This is a genomic window from Dietzia sp. 2505 (assembly GCF_040546785.1).
Lineage (GTDB): Bacteria > Actinomycetota > Actinomycetes > Mycobacteriales > Mycobacteriaceae > Dietzia.
Genome location: NZ_JBEPON010000002.1, coordinates 664446 through 682643 on the forward strand (window position 1 = coordinate 664446; position 18198 = coordinate 682643).

Here is an 18198-nt window from a genome sequence, read left to right on the forward strand (position 1 = left end):
CCTCCGGTTGCTGGTGGGTCGGCGTACTGGTGGGCCGGCGTACTGGTGGGCCGGCGTGCTGGTGGGCCGGCGTGCTGGTGGGCCGGCGTGCTGGTGGGTCGGCGTGCTGGTGGGTCGGCGTGCTGGTGGGTCGACGGTCGTTGCGGCGGGTGTCAGATCTCGGCGCCGAACCGGTAGCCCTCGGCGATGGCGTGGCTGATCCGCCGCGGGGCCAGGGCGTCCCCGATCACGGTGACGTCGTCGCGACGGCCGAGCGCGCGGGCGAGCCCGTCGACCGCGGTCCGGGGCCGGTGCCACACCACCAGATCGGCGTCGAGAGGCGTGACCTCGCCGCCGAACACCGGAACGAGGCGGCCGACCTCGTCGTCGTCATACTTGCCGTCATCGTGGTCGGACCCGGCAGGTGACCCGGCCACGGACTCGCGCAGTTCCAGCCCCGTGGCCACGTGGAACCGCGCACCCCCGGAGCCCAGCCGGCCGAGCAGCGGAGCGACGCTCTCCGCGGGGACCCGCGAGGCCAGAGCGGTGAGCGGCGTGACGATTCGCGTGTCCCACCCGCGCCCCACGAGCGCCTCGGCCGCGCTGTAGCCCGGCCAGAACCCGTCGCTCTCGTCGTAGACGACCGCCCGACCGGGCGTACCCGGGATCCGGCCCAGGAGTACGTCGTCGACCGTCACGACGGTGGGTCCGCGGCGAGGGTCGGTGCCTACGACGGGGCCGGGGCCGGGGCGGGAACCGGTGGCGACGACGACGTGGTCGGCCGCGTCCACGAGTTCGGCGAGATCGTCCTGCCCGATCTCCGCGCCCAGGTTGACCTCCACCCGCAGGCGACGCATCTCGCCCGCGAGGTAGTCGACGATGTCGATGAGTGAGGCGCGGTGCGGGGAACGTGCGGCCACTCCGACTGCGCCCCCCAGCTCCCCGGACGCCTCGAACACCGTCACCGTGTGGCCGCGGCCGGCGGCCACCCGCGCGGCCTCCAGGCCCGCGGGCCCGCCGCCGATCACGAAGATCTCCTTGGCCGTGGCCGCGCGCACGCCCACCCCGGAATGTCTCCCGCGTCCGATCTCGGCGTTGACCGCACAGTGCAGGTGCGGGTCGAAGGCACGGCAGTCCTGGTTGATCCCCAGGCACCCGCGGATCTCGCCCAGCCGCCCCTCCGCGGACTTGTTGGGCAGCTCCGGGTCCGCCAGCAGCGCCCGGGCCATGCCCACCAGGTCGGCCTTGCCGCTCTTGACGATGTGGTCGGCGGTCGCCGCGTCGCGGATCCGCTGCCCCACCAGGACAGGGATCCCGGTCTCGGCGCGGACGCGGGCCGCCGAGTCGACGGCGACGGCGTCCGGGTGGGTGGCGTCCTTGACGTACTTGCCGCGCGTGCCGTGGGTGATGCTGAAGTAGTCGATCGAACCAGACGCGGTCAGATGCCGGGCGATCCGCACGCAGTCCTCGATCCCCATCCCGCCGGGGATCTCCTCCTCGCCGCTGAGCCGCACACCCAGGACCATGCCGTCGGGCATCGCCGCGCGCATGGTGGCCACGACCTCGTCGAGGAACCGCATGCGGCCGGCGAACGATCCGCCGTAGTCATCGGTCCGCCGGTTGGTGAGCTGCGACATGAACTGGGCCGGCAGGTAACCGTGCGCGGCGTGGATCTCGGCGCCGTCGTACCCGGCGCGGGCGAGGTTGGCCGCGGAGACCCCCCACCCGTCGACGATGTCGCGGATCTCCTCCACCGTCATCTCGTGCGGCGGGTAGGCGTCGCGCACCGTCTTGAGGGCGGACGGCGCGGACGGCGGTGAGTCGGACTCGCCCCCGATGAACTCACGCCCGAGGTGGACCAGCTGGCCGATGATCTTGGCTCCGTGCCGGTGGACCACTGCCGCCTTCTCCGTGAGGGCGGGGACCACCTCGTCGATGTAGGCCTCGACGAGCTTGTGTGACCGAAGGGTGGTCGAGGGGTGGACCACCGTCGCGCCGCCCACGATCAGCCCGACCCCGCCGGCGGCCAGTCGCTCGAAGTGCTCCTGGTCGCCGTGGGTGGGAACCCCGTCGGTGGCCATGGAAGTCCCGGCCGGCAACGCGACCAGACGGTTCCGGAGGGTGAGCGCGCCGAGCGAGAACGGCGAGAAGGCGTGGGGGAACTCGGCGGTCACTGGAGGTCCTTCCGGGGCGGGCATCGGGCAGGGTTCGACAGGGTTCGCCGGGGTTCGGCGGGGTTCGGGGGTGGGCAGGTCTCAGACCCCGGCTGCGGCGTCGCCTGCGCGCAACCCGAAAACCAGAGCGGTGGCCAGGCCGCCGGCGTACGCGCGGCGGTACACCCCGCCGGTGTCCGAGCCCGCGGCGAGCAGGCCCGGGATCGCCGTGCCGTCGGCGCGCAGGACCGAGGTGTCGGCCCCGATCCGGATCCCCACGAACGGGAACGTCACGGCCGGGGTCGTCTCGACGATGTAGTACGGCCCGCGGTCGAGCGGGGTGAAGTCGTACTCGCGCGGCGGCACGACCTTCTGACCGGCCGCGTTGACCTCTCTGATCGTCTCCGCGATCTTCGCGCCGTCATAGCCCCACTCCTCGGGGAGGTACTCGAACTCCTCGAGCGTCTCGGCGAGTCCGCACCGACCGCCGCGCTTGGACGCCTCGGTGTACTTGTCGATCGCGACCGCACCCTCGACGTAGGAGCCGCAGATCCAGTCGCGGTAGACACGCTCGTCCGCCACCAGCAGGCCGCGGGCCTCGGGCTGCTGCATGAGCGCCATCGCGGTGAGGTGATCACCCCGGGTCTCGTCGACGAAGCGCTCCCCGTCGAGGTTGAACAGGAGCGCGTGCTCCGAGTAATAGAGGGAGATGCCGACGAAGTCCCCGGAGTCACGGAACGGCATCCCGGAGGGAATGAGGTGGCCGTAAAACCCGGCGTCCTCGAATCCGACCGCGGCGTCGACCGACTCCGCCAGCGTGAGGCCGCCGCCGTCGCTGTTCGGGTTGGACCGGAGCGGGAACCGCGAGGCCAGCGGGTGCAGGTGCTGCTCCACGAGTTCCGCGTTGGCCTGGAATCCACCCGTCGCCAGGAGGACGTGGCCGGCGCGCAGCTCGCGGACCTCGTTGTCGTCGAAGCGGACCGTGGCGCCCACGACGGCGCCGCCCTCGGTGACGAGGCCCTGCACGTGCGCGTCGGTGTGGATCGTGTTGCCGGCCGCCTTGATCTCGCGAGCGCACGCGTCGAGGTACTGGTTGGTGTCGAAGGCGTGGCCGATGCCGTACCTCAGGACCGGGACGCCCTCGGCGCACTCCACGCCGCGCCCGCGGATCCAGTCGAGCCCGGCGGCGAAGTCGTCGACGACGGCGTTCCGCAACTCCTCGTCCCCATGGGGGTTGATCTCCGCCATGATCTGCCGGGTGGGTGCGGTCCAGGCATATCCTGCGAACCGCGCGGATCCACCGATCTCGCCCCCCTTCTCCACCACCGTGACGCGGGCACCGCGCTCGGTGGCACGCGCGGCAGCGGTGAGGCCGGCCATACCGGCACCGATGACGAGAAGATCGACGGCGTTCTGCATTCGTGGCTCCCGGAGGGGTTCGGCTGCTGTGACGTGTCCCACTCTATCACTCTAATTGAAGTCAGTTCACTTCTTTGGGGGGTTTCCGCTGTTCGGGGGGTTTCCGCCCCCACTCCGCCCCTGTCTCCGATGCTGTCGACTCGGTTTTCGCGGCCGCTGTCGACCCAGCTTTCGCCTCCGCACAGGCCGCGTCCCCTCGCTCCCCACCCGCGGCCCCTCGACTGCCCCGGCCAGCAGGGTCTCCACCCGGTGGCGAAGTCGGGTCTCCGGAACTGTGAGGCGCCGGTGCTCCTGTTCGACGAACTCCTCCGCGCTGCCGACCCGGTACGACTCGACGAACAGTTCCCGTTCCGCGGGCGGGTTCTCGAGCCGCCAGTCCCGACCCCCGAGCCTGAGTCGGGACCGCCGGAGGCCGCGCATCGCCGTGAGGAATTCCTCCCGACGATCCTCCGGCACGCGGTACTCGTAGCGGATCAGGACGGGGCCGGCACCGGCGCCGGCAACGGGGCCCCCGAGCGTGCTGCCGGCAGTGGGCTCCCCCGGCCCCGCCAGGGGACCGCCGAGCTCGGAGACCAGGACCGGCTCGATCCCCGTCTCGGCACCCAGTCCGACGACCAGCAGGGAGACGCAGCTGAGCATCATGAACCCCGCGGCCACCAGGAGCGCGGTCTGCAGCCCCGCGACGTCGGTCACGGCCCCCCACAGGAGCGATCCGACGGCCTGGGTCCCCTGGAACATCAGCAGGATGAACGCGATCAGCCGGGGCCGGACCCAGTCGGGGAAGAACTGGTGGCCCATCGACATCCAGGTGCTCTGCACACTCACCCACGCCGCGCCGGCGAAGAGCATGGCGACCGAGACCACCGCGGCCGAGGTCGAGAGCGCCAGTACCGCCAGCGCGCAGGCGTAGACGAACGCGCCGCACGCCGCGAACACCGTGACCTTGAGCCGTCGACGGAGGCCCCCGAACCCCACGACCGCCACCACCGCCCCGGCACCGATCAACGCCATGAGCGCACCGAACCCGTCCGCGCCCATCCCCAGCCGGTCGTGCACCGCCAAGGAGATGAGCGCCCAGAGCGCACTCGACGGGACACCGAACAGGAAGAGCTGGAGCAACAGTCGCGTGGTCCACGCCGAATTGGCCACGAACCGCACCGCGCCGGAGATCTCGGGGATGATCGCCCGCCGCGGTGCGGTCCGGTCCGGTGATCGCCGTTCCATCCGCCACAACGTGAGCGCGCACCCCACGGAGAGGACGGCGACCACGGCGAACGCCCATTCCGCGCCGGCGAATCCCAGGCCGAGGCCCGCCAGGAGCGGGCCGAGCGACCGGGCGAGGTTGAACACCGCGCCGTCGACCAGTGCCGCCGTGGGGATCATCCGGCGGTCCACGGTCTCCGAGAGGAGCGACTGCCAGGAGACCCCCACCACCACGAGGGCGGCACCGACCAGGACAACGGACAGGATCATGGGGAGCGCGCTGTCGGCCCCCGTCACGGTCAGCACGGTGGCGGCGACCGCCGCCAGAGCGGACATCGTGGTGGCCAGCGCCATCAACTTCTTGCGCGAGACGTACCCCGCCACGACCCCGACGGGCAGCGAGAGCACGAGGAACGGCACCGCCATCGCGGCGGGCGCGAGAGAGATCACGGACGCGGACTCACCGCGTTCGGTGAGCACCCACTGGACGGACACGACGTGGATCCACACGGCCACCGCGTTGGCGAGCTGGACCGCCAGCAGCGCCCGGAACGCCCGCTCGCGTCGGAGCGAGAACGCCCGGGGCCGGTCCGCGCCGGCCCCCGTGCTCACCACCGGTCCCAGTGGATGAACTCCTCCGCCGGTGGCCGCCACGCGGGACGGAAGGTGGACCCGGTGTAGTGGGCGACCGGGATCATGCAGACCTGCTCCACCTGTGTGGGATCGATCCCCACGATCTCGGCGACCTCGTCCTCGCGCCCGAGCGTCATCCCGGTCCAACAGGTCCCCAGCCCGCGCAGCCGCGCGGCGAGCATGAAGTTCCACACGGTCGGGTACACGGTCGCGAGCCGGTGCTTGGCATTGAGGACGTCGCCCTCGGCCAGTCGGGGGGTCAGGCACGGGATGACGATCACCGGCACCCGGGACATCACGGCGGCGAGGTGCTCGGCCGAATCCCGCGTCCGCCGGCTCTGGGCGGCGTGCCGTGGGTCGGAATCAATCCGGTTGAACAATCCCACGTCACTGGCGCGGTAGAAGCCGTCGAACTCCTCGCGATAGATCCGGCCGAGCCGATCGATGCGGTCGGGGTCGCGCACGATCACGAACTCGGTGCGCATGAGGTTCGACCCCTGGGGCGCCTGGAGGGCGTCGGCGACACACTCCTCCAACAGCAGGGGGTCCACCTCGCGCTCGAGGTCCAGGCGCCGACGCACGGCGCGCGTGGTGGTGATCAACTCGTGGGCGCCGAGGGGTTCGGGGGTGGTCCCGGCCGCGGACTCCGACATGGTCATGCCTAGACCCCGACCAGGTCCGCGATCGAGCGCCGGGCCTCCCGGCCACCCCCGAATGCGCCCTCGTCCCCGAGGGCGCGGCGCAGGTAGAAGTGGGCGGAGTGTTCCCAGGTAAAGCCGATCCCGCCGTGCAACTGGATCGCCTCGTGGGCACTCCTCGTGACGACGTCCGCGCAGACCGCCGACGCGACCGCCACGGCCAGGTCGGCATCGGTGGCATCCTCCCGGTCGAGGACGGCGAGGGCGTACATCGCGGCGGAGCGAGCCCGCTCGCGGTCGACCAACATGTCCGCCAGCCGGTGCTTGATGGCCTGGAACGACCCGATGGGGCGGCCGAACTGATGACGCTGCGTGACGTAGGCGACCGTGTCGTCCAGCAGCCGGGCGGCGATCCCGGCGTGCTCTGCGGCGAGTGCCGCGCCGGTGATCAGGTTCAGCTCGCGTAGCACGTCGGCGAACCGTTCGGCACCGACGAGAACCCGCGCGGGCGAGTCCACGAGATGGACGTCCGCGCGACGTCGGGTGAGATCGACGACCTCCCGGGCCCGCCGTTCCGCGCCGGCGAGGTCCACGATCACGAGCACCCGCTCACCACCGCAGGAGGCGACCACCACGAGGGAGTCGACCCCCTGTCCCCAGAGAACACCCTCGACGATCCCGTTGGCGACGGGACCGGTTCCGTCCGTCGCCCCGGGGTCCGCCGTCATGGTGACCTCCCCGTCGAGCGACACCCCGATGGTCCGGGTCCCCTCCATGACCGCTCCGAGGAGGTCGCCCACGGATTCCGGGTCATCGGCCCGGACCAGCGCCTGCCCGGCGACCACGGCACTGACCAGGACGGGCTCCGGCAACAGCGCGGCCCCCGTCTCCTCGAGAACCACACCCAGGTCGGCGAACCCGAAGCCGTGCCCTCCGAGGCTCTCCGGAACGGCGAGCGCGGCGACCTGTAGTTCCTCGTTGAGCGTGCGCCACCGGGACTCCGAGTACCCCCTGTCGGAGTCGATCGACTGCCGGACCGCCTCGTGGGTGCCGTGCCGGGCCACGAACTGGGCGACGATCGTGCGCAGCTCGTCGCGCTCCGGGGTCGGCAGGATGATCGACGGGTCGGCCTCGGGGCGTGCAGTCCGTGTCTGCTGGGTCACGAGCAGTCCTCTCCCACGCCGCGGGAATGTGCTTCCTACGCCGCCGAATTGAGTTGAGTTCACTTCAGACCATGACAACATAGTGAGGCGGATCACGCAAGCTCTTGATCTCCGGCCGGAGACTAAACTAAGTTCGATTCATGACTGCGCCCGATTCCGCCGTGCCCGATTCCGCCGTGCCCGCCTCCGCCGCACCAGGTTCCACGCTGTCCGACTCCACCCTCGTCACGTATTACTCCCGGGTGGACTCGGGAGACCTCGAGGCCGGCCTCACCCTGCTGTCGCCCGACGTGACCTTCGCGATCCTTCTTCCGGGCTCCGCCGTCCGCGGCACGGACCGCGACGGCGTCCGTCGGTATCTCGAGGGGCGGGGGCCCATCGACCGGCGCCACGTCCCCACCCACGCCACCCGCACCGGCGAACTCGAGTTCGTCTACGGCGCCGTGGTCGAGGACGGGGTCACCATCACCGGCCACTTCCTGGCGTCCGCCCGGATCGACGACGACGGGCTGATCACCGGCTACCAGGTCGCCTTCGACCCGGAACTCGGGCTCGTCTCCCCCACCCTCGCACCCACCGACCCGGCCTCCCCCACCCGCGACTGACATCGGAGCATCACATGACCACGAGCACCCCGCTACTGCACGCCTGGTTCGAGATCATGGACTCGGACGACCCCGACAGGGTCCTCGGCCACATCACGGACGATTTCCAGCTGTCCATCCTGTTCTCGAAGGGGGAGTCCGCAGCGGAGTTCGACGGTGACCGCGCCGGACTGGAGGTCTACCTGGAACAGCGGGAGAAGAGCGTCCTGACCCACCACATCCTCAGCGGCGCCCGGGTCGGCGACACCGAACTCTGTCTGGGCGAGACACGGCGCGACGGCGACTTCGAGGCGAGCTTCAACGCCAGCGCCGAGTTGACCGGGGACGACAAGGTCCGGCGCCTGCTCATCTGCCGCACCCCGAAGGTCCGCTTCACGGACTGACCCACCTGCACGACCAACCCCCCGCAGTCCGTCCTGCGGGGGGTTGGTCGTCGTCAGCGTGGCTCAGCCCAGGATCGTCCAGTCCTCGAGCCCCTCGTACAGCGGCTTCGACGCGGCCAGCGCGGACACACGTCCACGGAGGGCCGTGATGTCGGCACCCGTGCCGGCCGCGAGGGCGGTGCCGATGATGTCCGCGACCTCGCGGAAGTCCTCGGCCCCGAAACCGCGGGTGGCCAGCGCGGGTGTACCGATCCGCAGGCCGGAGGTCACCATCGGTGGACGGGGGTCGAACGGCACGGCGTTTCGGTTGACGGTGATGCCGACCTCGTGGAGGAGGTCCTCGGCCTGCTGGCCGTCGAGTTCGGACTCGCGGAGGTCCACCAGCACCAGGTGGACGTCCGTGCCGCCCGTGAGCACCGAGACCCCGGCGTCCTGACAGTCCTGCTCGGTCAGACGCTCGGCGAGGATCTTGGCGCCCTCGATCGTGCGCTGCTGGCGCTCGCGGAACTGCTCCGTGCCGGCGATCTTCATGGCCGTGGCCTTGGCCGCGATCGCGTGCATGAGCGGCCCACCCTGCTGGCCGGGGAACACCGACGAGTTGAGCTTCTTGAACAGCTCGAGGTCGTTGGTGAGGATCATGCCCGAGCGCGGCCCGCCCAGGGTCTTGTGGACCGTGGTGGAGACGACGTCGGCGTGCGGAACCGGGCTCGGGTGCAGTCCCGCGGCCACCAGGCCGGCGAAGTGCGCCATGTCCACCCAGAGCTTGGCCCCCACCTCGTCCGCGATTGCGCGGAAGGCCGCGAAGTCCAGTGTCCGCGGGTAGGCCGACCAGCCGGCGATGATCACGTCCGGCTTCTCCGCCAGAGCCATCTCGCGGACGGTGTCCATGTTGACCTGCATGGTCTCCGGGTCCACCTCGTAGGCGGCGACCTCGTACAGCTGGCCGGAGAAGTTGAGCTTCATGCCGTGGGTGAGGTGACCACCGTGCGCCAGGGACAGGCCCATGATCTTGGAGCCCGGCGCCGCGAGCGCCATGAGGACGGCGGCGTTGGCCTGGGCCCCCGCGTGCGGCTGGACGTTGGCGTACTTGGCGCCGAACACCTCCTTGGCGCGGTCCCGTGCCAGGTTCTCCACCACGTCGACGTGCTCGCACCCGCCGTAGTAGCGCCGGCCCGGGTAGCCCTCGGCGTACTTGTTGGTGAGCACCGATCCCTGGGCCTGCAGGACCGAGCGCGGCACGAAGTTCTCCGACGCGATCATCTCGAGCGTGTCTCGCTGTCGTGCGAGCTCGCCGGCCATCGCCTCGGCGACCTCCGGATCGAGCTCGGACAGGGAAGCTGTGAACACGTCGGTGTTCGGGTCGGTCATCGTTGCTCCTCGCGCGTGGGCTTCTCGCTTCGTACGAATCGTGTCGGGGCCACGGCTCGTCTCGTCGTCGTCAGTCTAGTGCCAGGGCACCTGGAGGCCTCTCCCCCGTGGGCACCTGACACAATCAGCAACCGTGAGCAGACATGCCGGCGACTACACGCCGTACGTGGAGTTCGACCGCCGGAGTTGGCGTCGGCTGCGGCGAGCCATGCCGATGGTGCTCACCGAACAGGACCTCGAGGGACTGCGCGGTCTGGGCGAACACCTGGACCTGGACGAGATCGCGGAGATCTACCTGCCGCTCAGCCGGCTCATCCACCTCCAGGTATCGGCCCGTCAGCGCCTGTTCCAGTCCACCAACCTGTTCCTCGGCGAAACCGTGGACGCCCCGATGCCGTTCGTGATCGGCGTGGCCGGCTCGGTGGCGGTGGGGAAGTCCACCTCCGCGCGTGTGCTGCGTGCGCTGCTGACCCGCTGGGACTCCCACCCCCGGGTGGACCTCATCACCACCGACGGCTTCCTGTACCCCAACCGTGAACTCCAGCGGCGCCAGCTCATGCACCGCAAGGGGTACCCCGAGTCCTACGACCGGCGCGCGCTGCTGAGGTTCGTCACCGAGGTCAAATCGGGTGCCCCGGTCGTCCGCGCGCCCGTGTACTCGCACACCAAGTACGACATCGTCCCCGATGAGTTCATCGAGGTGAAGCGCCCGGACATCCTCATCGTCGAGGGTCTGAACGTCCTGCAGACGGGCCCCCGCCTGATGGTCTCGGACCTGTTCGACTTCTCTCTCTACGTGGACGCGAAGATCGAGGACATCGAGAAGTGGTACGTCGAGCGGTTCCTGGAACTGCGGAGCACGTCGTTCTCCAACCCCAACTCACACTTCGCGCACTACGCCGACCTGTCCGACCAGGCGGCCCGGTTGGCGGCGCGCGAGATCTGGACCTCGATCAACCGGCCGAACCTCGTGGAGAACATCCTGCCCACCCGGCCGCGGGCGACGCTGGTGCTGCGGAAGAACTCCGATCACTCCATCCAGCGGCTGCGCCTGCGCAAGATCTGACGCGCCCCCGGGCTCGATCACTCCGGCGCGGCGCCCGTCTCCCCCACCGGCACGCCACGCCGTCGCAACTCCGCCTCGGCGCGATCCAGGCCCCCGTGCTCGAGCGCGGCCTGCGGACTGAAGTCGCTCCAGACGTGGCGCCCGAACCGGCTCACCTCCACCTCGAGTTCAGCGGACAGGTGCTCGATCGCACCGGCCGAGTTCCGCTTCTCCGACGGCAACGGCACGGGCAGCACGTGCGCCCGGCCCAGCGGCGCCCGCCCGGTCACGCGGATCCGCCAACCGTAGCCGCGCCCCTCGAGTGCCCAGACGTCATCACCGACCTCCGCCCGGACCGGCGAGACCACGGGGTTGCCCAGCCGGACCACCCGGCCATCCGGCAGTCTCACCACCAGAGCGGTGACCTCGGTGCGCAGCGGGCCCGAGTGGATCTGCCCGCCGGCGAACGCCACGCAGGTGCCCGGTTCGGAGAAACCCTGCGCCTGCCCCCACCACCAGGAATCGGGAAAGCCCTCGGCGCCCCAGTTCTTCTCCCCGTAGACATCGGCACCGTCGAACTCCCAGCGCCGGCCGTCCAGTTCGGCCCAGCCCCGCGCCCGGCCGCCGAGCAACCACGGGTGCCAGTACTGGTTGAGGGCGGGTACGGACTGGAAGACGCTCGACCCGCCGACGGCCCGGTGGGGCCACTCGACCGGATCGGTGATCTCCACGTGGAGGCGGGCCCCCTCGCCCATGTCCACCGCCACGCCGTCCGGCCGGTACTCGAACCGATCCCCGGAGCGGGCCCCCAGGCGGTCGGGATCGGCCCACCCCTCGGGCGCGGCGGCCAGGCGGAGTGACGACGACGAGGTCTCGCCGACGCCCGGCCGGGGAACCCCGGTGGCCCCGGACCGGGGAGGCACCTCGTCGGACGCCAGGCCGAGCGTCGCCCAGTGCCCGTCAAGCCCCCGGTTGATCCCGATGAGCGCGATGAGGGCGCGGCCGCGGTCGCGGTCGGTCACGCGGAGGAAGTATCCCTCCATGGCCACCCCGTGCGCGCGGAGCGGATCGCCGAAGGGCAGGTCTGCACCGGTTGCCCGGTAACGCCGGAGAAGTGTCATAGCCGCCAGGGTTCCACAGGGCCCTATGTTGGACACCGTGAACTCGTCACCGATCGGACTCAGACCACCCCGAAACCACGTCGACCCACGGTGTCGGCGCTGGTGGACGGCGCAGGTCGCACTGTGGATGGCGGGGCCGCTGGTGGTGACCGTGGTCCTGGGCCTGGTCCTGTTCCCCTGGGTTCTGCTCGTGGCCGTGGGGTGGGCGGCCGCGACCGCCGTGGCGCTGGTCGTGGTGCCCCGGGTGCGATGGGCCATCCACCGGTGGGAGGCCACCGACACGGCGATCTACAGCCGTAGTGGGCTGTTCTGGGAGGAGTGGAGGGCCGCGCCGCTCTCCCGGGTGCAGACCGTCGACAAGACCCGCGGGCCACTGCAACGTCAGTTCGGGTTGGCCACCGTCGTCGTCACCACCGCCTCCTCGTCGGGCGCCGTCCGCATCAGTGCCCTCGACGCCGCTCAGGCCGAGGAGATGGTCGACAGGGTGACGCTGCTGGCCGAGGACGACCAGCGGGACGCGACGTGACCGCGCCAGGGTCGCGACCGGTGCACGGAGAACCCCCCGGGCCCGAATGGAAGCGACTCGACCCGAGGACCATCGCCGCGAGCACCGTGGTGGCCGCAGGGGCGCTGGCGGCGACCGCGGTCCCCGCCGGGTCCGCCCTCCTCCTCGGCGGAGTGGGTCTGGCGTGGGTACTGCTGTGGACCATCGGTGGCACGATCCTCGGTGCCGCGGCCACCGCTGTCATCGAGACCGCCCGCCTCGCCGTGACCAGGTACCGCGTGGACACCCACCGGATCGAGCGCCGCGTCCGCTTCCTCTCCAGCTCCACCACCAGCCTGTCGACCGGCCGGGTGCGCAATGTGGAGATCTCGGCGGACCTGGTGCAACGGCGGATGGGCATCGCCACCGTGAGACTGGCCAGCGGGGAGACCGACGGGTCCAGACTCGTCCTCGGCGCCCTGGACCGCGAGGTGGCCGAGGAGCTGCGCCGACGACTCCTCGCCGAGCGGGCCGCCACCGACACCGCCGAGCTCGTGCGTCTCGACCCGGGGTGGGTCCGCTACGCCCCCGCCAGCGTCATGACCCCCCTGTTCGGCGTCGTGGGCATCGGCATCGTGTTCCAGGTCGCGGACTGGTTCGGGGCCGTGCCCGAGATGCTCGAGTGGATCTGGGGCCGGATCGGCGACCTGCCAATCCCCGTGATCGCCGCCGGGGTGCTCGTCCTCGCCCTGGTGGCGGGAATCATCGCGTCCGTGGCCCTCTTCGTGGAGAACTGGTGGAATCTGCGGCTCGAGCACCACGAGGACGGCTCGCTCGAGCTCCATCGCGGCCTGCTCGTGGGTCGGCACACCTCCTTCGACGGTCGCCGCATCCGCGGGGTCACCCTCCACGAACCCCCGGGGTTCAGACTCCTCGGCGCCGCGCGGCTCGACGTGGTGGCCTCGGGGGTCGGTACCGGGAAGGACGACGAGGGGAAGAAGAAGCAGAGCCCGGCGCTGGTGCCCGCCTCGCCCCGGGCCGTCTCCGCGGGCGCGGCCGGGACGATCCTCGGCGAGCCCGTGCCCACGGCCCTCCGAGCCCATCCGCCGGCCGCGCGTCGGCGCAGGCTGATGCGGGCGGGTGTGGCCGTCGTCGCGGTCACCGGCGCCTCACTCATGCCGGCCGTGGTGTGGCCGTGGCTCTGGTGGGTCCCGGTGGTCTCGCTGGCGCTCTCCACGGCCAGTGCGGTCTGGGCCGCGCTCGACAACGCCGGGGGTCTCGGACACGAGATCACCGGCGGGGTGGTGGCGCTGCGCAAGGGTTCGCTGATGCGGCGTACCGACGTGCTCGGGCGGGACGGCATCCTCGGCTGGAACATCCGGCGATCGCCCCTGCAGCGCCGCGCCGGACTGACGACGCTCGTGGCCACCACCGCCGGCGGCAGCGGCGCGTTCCGGCTGCCCGACGTGGGCCGCGAGCAGGCGCCCGCACTGTGGCGCGCCGCCGGACCGGTCTGGGACCACCTCGCCGAGCCGTCTGGCTGATCCCGGGCCCAACTTGTTCGGACGCACGCCGACTAGTCCAGGCACACGCCAAGTGGTCCGGGTACACGCCGACTTGTCCGGGCTCTCGTCGAGTGGTCACGGATGCCGCAAATGGCAGAACGCGACCTGGCAAAACGTGATCGCAATCGACCTTTCGACATGATCGCTCGCGACGACGCTCCGGATGTCGCTCGTCGAGACCGCTCCTCGAGGTCTGAGGGGCCGCCTCAGTCCGTGCCGGCGGGCCGGACGTCCGTGGCGGGGTCGAGCTTGCGCACCAGGCTCGGTGCGAGATCGGAGAGCGTGTACTCGGACAGCAGGCGGCCCGCCTCGTCGTCGTCGACCCCGGCGAACACCCGCCCGATGGTGACGCCGTGCGTGGGCACGGCGACCACCCGGATCTCGTCACCCACCTCGACCGGCCCCGGCCGCAGCACGCGGGCGTACGCACCGGGCCGCCCCGCCTCGGTGAACCGGCGCACCCATCTGGGCTTTCCGACGCGATCGCCGAACGTCTGGCACGGGATGCGCGGGGTGGTGATCTCCAGGCGCAGCGGACCCCGACGACCGCTGCCCCGGCCCACCTCCAGCACCGTGCCGATCTGGAGTTGCGAGGTGTCGACACCGGTCACGCGCAGGTTCTCGCCGAAGTACCCGGGCGGGATCGGCCCACCGAACTCGGGCTCCCACGGCTCGACATCGGAGTCGGACAGCAGGTAGACGGCCTTCCACACGCCGCCGTGGTGTTCGCGATCGGCCTGGACGTCACCGTGGAGGCCGTACTCACGGACCTGCACCGGGCCCTCGACCGGGCGCTTGTCGATCGCCGTCACGCCGACGCGGCCGGGCACGGCGAGGAGCTGGTCGACCACGCAGACGGCCTGCACGGTGAACGACTCCGGCACCGTCGGCCCGGACGCGGGACTGCTGGAGGGCGGCATCAGTGGCCGAACCTGCGGTTGCGTGCACCGTAGTCGCGCAGGGCGCGGAGGAAATCAACGCGGCGGAACGCGGGCCAGTACGCCTCGGTGAACCAGATCTCCGAATACGCGCTCTGCCACAGCAGGAATCCGGAGAGCCGCTGCTCTCCGGAGGTGCGGATCACCAGGTCGGGGTCGGGCTGGCCCGAGGTGTAGAGGTGCTCGCCGATGGCCTCCACGGTGATGCCGTCGACCAGATCCTGCCCGGTCCGGCCCTCGTCGATCAGCTGGGCGACGAGCTCACGCGTCGCGTCGGCGATCTCCTGCCGGCCGCCGTACCCCACGGCGACGTTCACCTTGACCCCCCGACGCCCGGTGCTCGCGCGCTCGGCATGGCGCAGCCGATCGGCCAGCCACTCCGGCAGCACCTCCAGTCGTCCGACGATCCGGACGTCCCAGTTCTTGTCGGGGCCGGTGATCTCGTCCACCACGTCGGCGATGATCTGCAGGAGCTCGTCGAGCTCCTCGGCGTCGCGCCCCAGGTTCTCGGTGCTCAGCAGGTAGATGGTGGCCACGTCCACGCCCAGCTCGTCGCACCAGCCCAGCATCTCGGCGATCTTGACCGCCCCGGCCCGGTGTCCGTGCGCGACATCCGCGAAACCTGCCTCTTTGGCCCAGCGGCGGTTTCCGTCAGCCATCACCGCGATGTGCCGTGGGAGCCGGGCACCCTCGAGCGACGACCGGAGTCGCGACTCGTACAGCGAGTACAGGGGGGAGGAGGCATCCACTCGGTAGAGGTTACCGCGCGACGCCCCCTCCACAGGGGTCCCCCTGTCCCCGCGGGGGATCAGCCCCGTCGGCCTGTACGAACCCCCGCGGCCAGCGCGCGCACGCCCTCCTCGGTGGTGTCCCACCCGATGCAGGCGTCGGTGACCGACTTCCCGTAGACCAGTTCGGCAGCGTCGACGGACTGGGCGCCGGCCGCGAGGAAGCTCTCCACCATCACGCCGGAGATGCCCTCCTCCCCCGCCCCGATCCGCTCGGCGAGCTCGGCCACGACCTCTGCCTGACGCTCGTGGGACTTGCCGGAGTTGGCGTGGCTCGCATCGACCATCACCAGTCCGGGCAACCCCACCTTCGCGACCGACGCCACCGCGGACGCCACGGACGCCGCATCGTGGTTGGGTCCGCCCGTGCCACCCCGGAGGATCACGTGGCAGTCGGTGTTCCCGGCCGTCTCCACCACGGAGGCCCTGCCCTCGGCGTCGGTGCCGAAGAACACGTGGCGCGATGCCGAGGACCTGCACCCGTCCACCGCGACCTGGACCTCGCCGTCTGTCCCGTTCTTGAACCCCACCGGCATGGAGAGGCCCGAGACTAACTGACGGTGCACCTGACTCTCGGTGGTCCGCGCTCCGATGGCACCCCAGGAGACGGCGTCGGCGATGTACTGCGGACTGGTCGGCTCGAGGAACTCGCAGCCGACGGGCAGGCCGAGGTCCAGCACGTCCAGGAGGAGCCTGCGGGCCGTGCGCAGACCGCGCGGGATGTCGTAGGTCCCGTCCAGCGCCGGGTCGTTGATCAGGCCCTTCCACCCGACCGTCGTGCGCGGCTTCTCGAAGTAGACGCGCATGACGATCAGCAGGTCCTCCGAGACCTCCTCGGCGAGTGTCGTGAGGCGTCCTGCGTAGTCGAGCGCGGCTTCGGGGTCGTGGACCGAGCAGGGCCCCACCACCACGAGCAGCCGGTCGTCTCGCCCGGCAAGGACAGCAGCGATCTCGCTGCGGCTGCGCTCGACCAGCGCCTCGCGGACCTCCCCCAGCGGGAGCTCGCCGAGGATCTCGGTCGGCGTCGGCAGCGGGGAGTAGGACAGGACGCGCCGGTCGGCGGTCTGGGTGGGGTTCTCGGCGGTGATGGTCACGGCAGTGCGCTCCTGATGCGGTGGTCGTGGCGGGCCGGGTGCCGTGATCCTGTGAGGTGCCCTGTGTCGCACCCGGATCCGCCGTGGGAAATGGCGGGAGGCGGCGACCGTGGTGGTCACCGCCTCTGGGCTCCGGGTGTCGGACGTCCGGCTAGCGGACGCGTGCGCTCGCGGCGCGGGCTCCACCCGGAGCCCACATAAAGCGCCAATAAGCGCGAGCGATCGACATGCCGGACACCGTAGCAGAGGCCGCGCCCGTCGGGCCACTTGCGCCTGCAGCCCCGGCTGGCACGCTGGAGTCATGGGATACCGACTCGTCGCGGACGTCGCAATGGTGCTCCACGCCGCCTTCCTCGTGTACATGGTGGTGGGCGGCTTCCTCGCGTGGCGTTGGCGTTGGACATTCTGGCCCCATTTGGCGACGGCGGCGTACGGCCTCGCCATCGCGACGGTGGGGTGGGACTGTCCGCTCACCCACGTGGAGAACTGGGGACGCGCCCGCGCCGGCCAGGAGACGCTTCCGTCGACGGGGTTCATCGACCACTACCTCACCGGTGTCATCTACCCCGCGGAGCATCTTCTGACGGCGCAGCTCGCCGTCGCTGCCGCCGTGCTCGTCTCGTGGGCGGGCCTGGCCTTCCTCCACTGGCGTGCCCGTGCACACTCCCGCGCACTCGCGTCAGAGGCGCGATACTCCTGACATTGACGCCGCCGTCCCGGTCTTTATTCGAACACTTGATCGATGCTGTGTTCATTGGTAGGATAGTACACATGTTCGATTCGGGTGCGGCGTGGGAGGGGTGGCGGTGATGAGTGCGACGACGGCGAGTTCGGCGGCGTTCGGGGCGCTTCGCGCCGTGCCGGAGCCTCTCGAGACGTTGGGCGCGGAGGCGTTGAGTGAGGTGGCGCGGTCGGCGACGTTGGCGCAGAACCTGGCCGCGGCCACCCGGTTGCAGGCCGCGCATCACCTCGTCGAGGCGATGGGTCGGCTCGATGAGGCCGCCCACGACGACCGGGTGCGTCCGCGTCCGGCCTACGCCCGCCTGGACCCGGCTGACCGGGCGCGTGATCACCTGGCGGCGGCGATGGCGCTGACGGGGTGGCACGCCGGGCGTCTGGTGACCGCCGGGGTGCAGATCCACACCCGCCTTCCGCTGCTGCGCAAGGCCGTGGATCGGGGCCTGTTCCCCGAACAGTTGGCCATCGACACCGCCTGCCGGCTGGCCGACATTCCCGACCAGATCATCGCGGCCGTGGAATCCGAGGTCGTCGGGGCCCTGGCTCGGGACCTGAACGGGGGCCACCGGCCCAGCCGCACGGCCCTGGACACCGCGGTCGACGCAGCGCGGCAGCGCCACGACCCGCAGGCCACCCAGGACGCGGTGGGCGCCGCACTCGAGCAGCGCACCGTCCGGTTCCGCCCAGGCCGCGACGGCATGACCAGCATGTGGGCCCACCTGCCCAGCGGGGACGCCGAGAAACTGCGCCGCCGCATCGACACCGCCGCCCGCGCCGCCCACGACGCGGGCCATCCCCGCACCCGTGACCAACTGCGCGCCGATGCCCTGTGCGCCCTCGGGGACCCGAACACCGACGACATCGGTACCGCCCTGCACGAC

At 71.1% G+C, this 18198-nt stretch carries 17 protein-coding genes; 7 read left to right on the forward strand and 10 right to left on the reverse strand.

The features are described from left to right. Positions 1 to 152: 152 nt before the first annotated feature. The 5 genes from ABIE38_RS06815 to ABIE38_RS06835 all read right to left on the reverse strand — a co-directional run bounded on the left by ABIE38_RS06815 (position 153) and on the right by ABIE38_RS06835 (position 7188). Positions 153 to 2153, reverse strand: a complete 2001-nt coding sequence (locus ABIE38_RS06815) for an oxidoreductase (protein WP_354054718.1) — start codon at positions 2151 to 2153, stop codon at positions 153 to 155. 81 nt (positions 2154 to 2234) lie between these two features. Then, positions 2235 to 3551, reverse strand: a complete 1317-nt coding sequence (locus ABIE38_RS06820) for an FAD-dependent oxidoreductase (protein ID WP_354054720.1) — start codon at positions 3549 to 3551, stop codon at positions 2235 to 2237. A 66-nt stretch (positions 3552 to 3617) separates the two neighbouring features. After that, the gene (locus ABIE38_RS06825; RefSeq protein WP_354054722.1) at positions 3618 to 5366 is read right to left on the reverse strand and encodes an MFS transporter; all 1749 of its coding nucleotides are present in this window, start codon (positions 5364 to 5366) and stop codon (positions 3618 to 3620) included. Further along, the gene (locus tag ABIE38_RS06830) at positions 5363 to 6046 is read right to left on the reverse strand and encodes a nitroreductase family protein (RefSeq protein ID WP_354054724.1); all 684 of its coding nucleotides are present in this window, start codon (positions 6044 to 6046) and stop codon (positions 5363 to 5365) included. The genes ABIE38_RS06825 and ABIE38_RS06830 overlap by 4 nt, the downstream gene beginning before the upstream one ends. A 2-nt stretch (positions 6047 to 6048) precedes the next feature. After that, entirely contained in the window at positions 6049 to 7188 is a 1140-nt protein-coding gene (locus tag ABIE38_RS06835; RefSeq protein ID WP_354054726.1) for an acyl-CoA dehydrogenase family protein, read from the reverse strand. A 140-nt stretch (positions 7189 to 7328) separates the two neighbouring features. On the opposite strand from ABIE38_RS06835, the gene ABIE38_RS06840 reads away from it, so the two are divergent. Further along, the gene (locus tag ABIE38_RS06840) at positions 7329 to 7793 is read left to right on the forward strand and encodes a nuclear transport factor 2 family protein (RefSeq protein WP_354054728.1); all 465 of its coding nucleotides are present in this window, start codon (positions 7329 to 7331) and stop codon (positions 7791 to 7793) included. Between the two features lie 14 nt (positions 7794 to 7807). Beyond that, on the forward strand, positions 7808 to 8176 hold the full coding sequence (locus ABIE38_RS06845) for a hypothetical protein (RefSeq protein ID WP_179525697.1): 369 nt from the start codon (positions 7808 to 7810) through the stop codon (positions 8174 to 8176). A 63-nt stretch (positions 8177 to 8239) separates the two neighbouring features. Here the strand turns inward: ABIE38_RS06845 and glyA are convergent, their stop codons facing one another. Beyond that, positions 8240 to 9544 (reverse strand): serine hydroxymethyltransferase, encoded by a 1305-nt coding sequence (glyA, locus tag ABIE38_RS06850; protein WP_354054730.1) that lies wholly within the window; start codon positions 9542 to 9544, stop codon positions 8240 to 8242. A 133-nt stretch (positions 9545 to 9677) separates the two neighbouring features. Between glyA and coaA the strand changes: the two genes are divergently transcribed. After that, a complete protein-coding gene (coaA, locus tag ABIE38_RS06855) occupies positions 9678 to 10610 on the forward strand; it encodes a type I pantothenate kinase (protein ID WP_179525699.1) in 933 nt (310 codons plus the stop codon). A 17-nt stretch (positions 10611 to 10627) separates the two neighbouring features. Here the strand turns inward: coaA and ABIE38_RS06860 are convergent, their stop codons facing one another. Further along, positions 10628 to 11710 carry a tocopherol cyclase family protein gene (locus ABIE38_RS06860; protein WP_354054732.1) on the reverse strand — a complete coding sequence of 361 codons (1083 nt, stop codon included), beginning with the start codon at positions 11708 to 11710 and terminating at the stop codon, positions 10628 to 10630. 37 nt (positions 11711 to 11747) lie between these two features. Here ABIE38_RS06860 and ABIE38_RS06865 point away from each other — a divergent pair, with 37 nt between their 5' ends. Both ABIE38_RS06865 and ABIE38_RS06870 read left to right on the forward strand, forming a co-directional pair. After that, entirely contained in the window at positions 11748 to 12236 is a 489-nt protein-coding gene (locus tag ABIE38_RS06865) for a PH domain-containing protein (protein WP_354054734.1), read from the forward strand. Positions 12237 to 12256: 20 nt separating this feature from the next. Continuing rightward, positions 12257 to 13738 carry a PH domain-containing protein gene (locus ABIE38_RS06870; RefSeq protein WP_354054736.1) on the forward strand — a complete coding sequence of 494 codons (1482 nt, stop codon included), beginning with the start codon at positions 12257 to 12259 and terminating at the stop codon, positions 13736 to 13738. 227 nt (positions 13739 to 13965) lie between these two features. On the opposite strand, the gene ABIE38_RS06875 is transcribed toward ABIE38_RS06870, so the two are convergent. Genes ABIE38_RS06875 through ABIE38_RS06885 form a run of 3 tightly spaced genes read right to left on the reverse strand, consistent with a single transcriptional unit; the run spans position 13966 to position 16579 of the window. Further along, positions 13966 to 14679, reverse strand: a complete 714-nt coding sequence (locus ABIE38_RS06875; RefSeq protein ID WP_354054738.1) for an MOSC domain-containing protein — start codon at positions 14677 to 14679, stop codon at positions 13966 to 13968. Further along, entirely contained in the window at positions 14679 to 15446 is a 768-nt protein-coding gene (locus ABIE38_RS06880) for an isoprenyl transferase (protein ID WP_354054740.1), read from the reverse strand. The genes ABIE38_RS06875 and ABIE38_RS06880 overlap by 1 nt, the downstream gene beginning before the upstream one ends. A gap of 59 nt (positions 15447 to 15505) precedes the next feature. Further along, positions 15506 to 16579: a 3-deoxy-7-phosphoheptulonate synthase gene (locus ABIE38_RS06885; RefSeq protein ID WP_354054742.1), complete on the reverse strand. Its 1074-nt coding sequence runs from the start codon at positions 16577 to 16579 to the stop codon at positions 15506 to 15508. A 301-nt stretch (positions 16580 to 16880) separates the two neighbouring features. Between ABIE38_RS06885 and ABIE38_RS06890 the strand changes: the two genes are divergently transcribed. Together ABIE38_RS06890 and ABIE38_RS06895 are read left to right on the forward strand one after the other, a co-directional pair. Then, the gene (locus ABIE38_RS06890; protein WP_354054744.1) at positions 16881 to 17279 is read left to right on the forward strand and encodes a DUF2784 domain-containing protein; all 399 of its coding nucleotides are present in this window, start codon (positions 16881 to 16883) and stop codon (positions 17277 to 17279) included. 109 nt (positions 17280 to 17388) lie between these two features. Then, the coding region (locus ABIE38_RS06895) for a DUF222 domain-containing protein (RefSeq protein ID WP_354054746.1) at positions 17389 to 18198 on the forward strand (810 nt) is incomplete at its 3' end.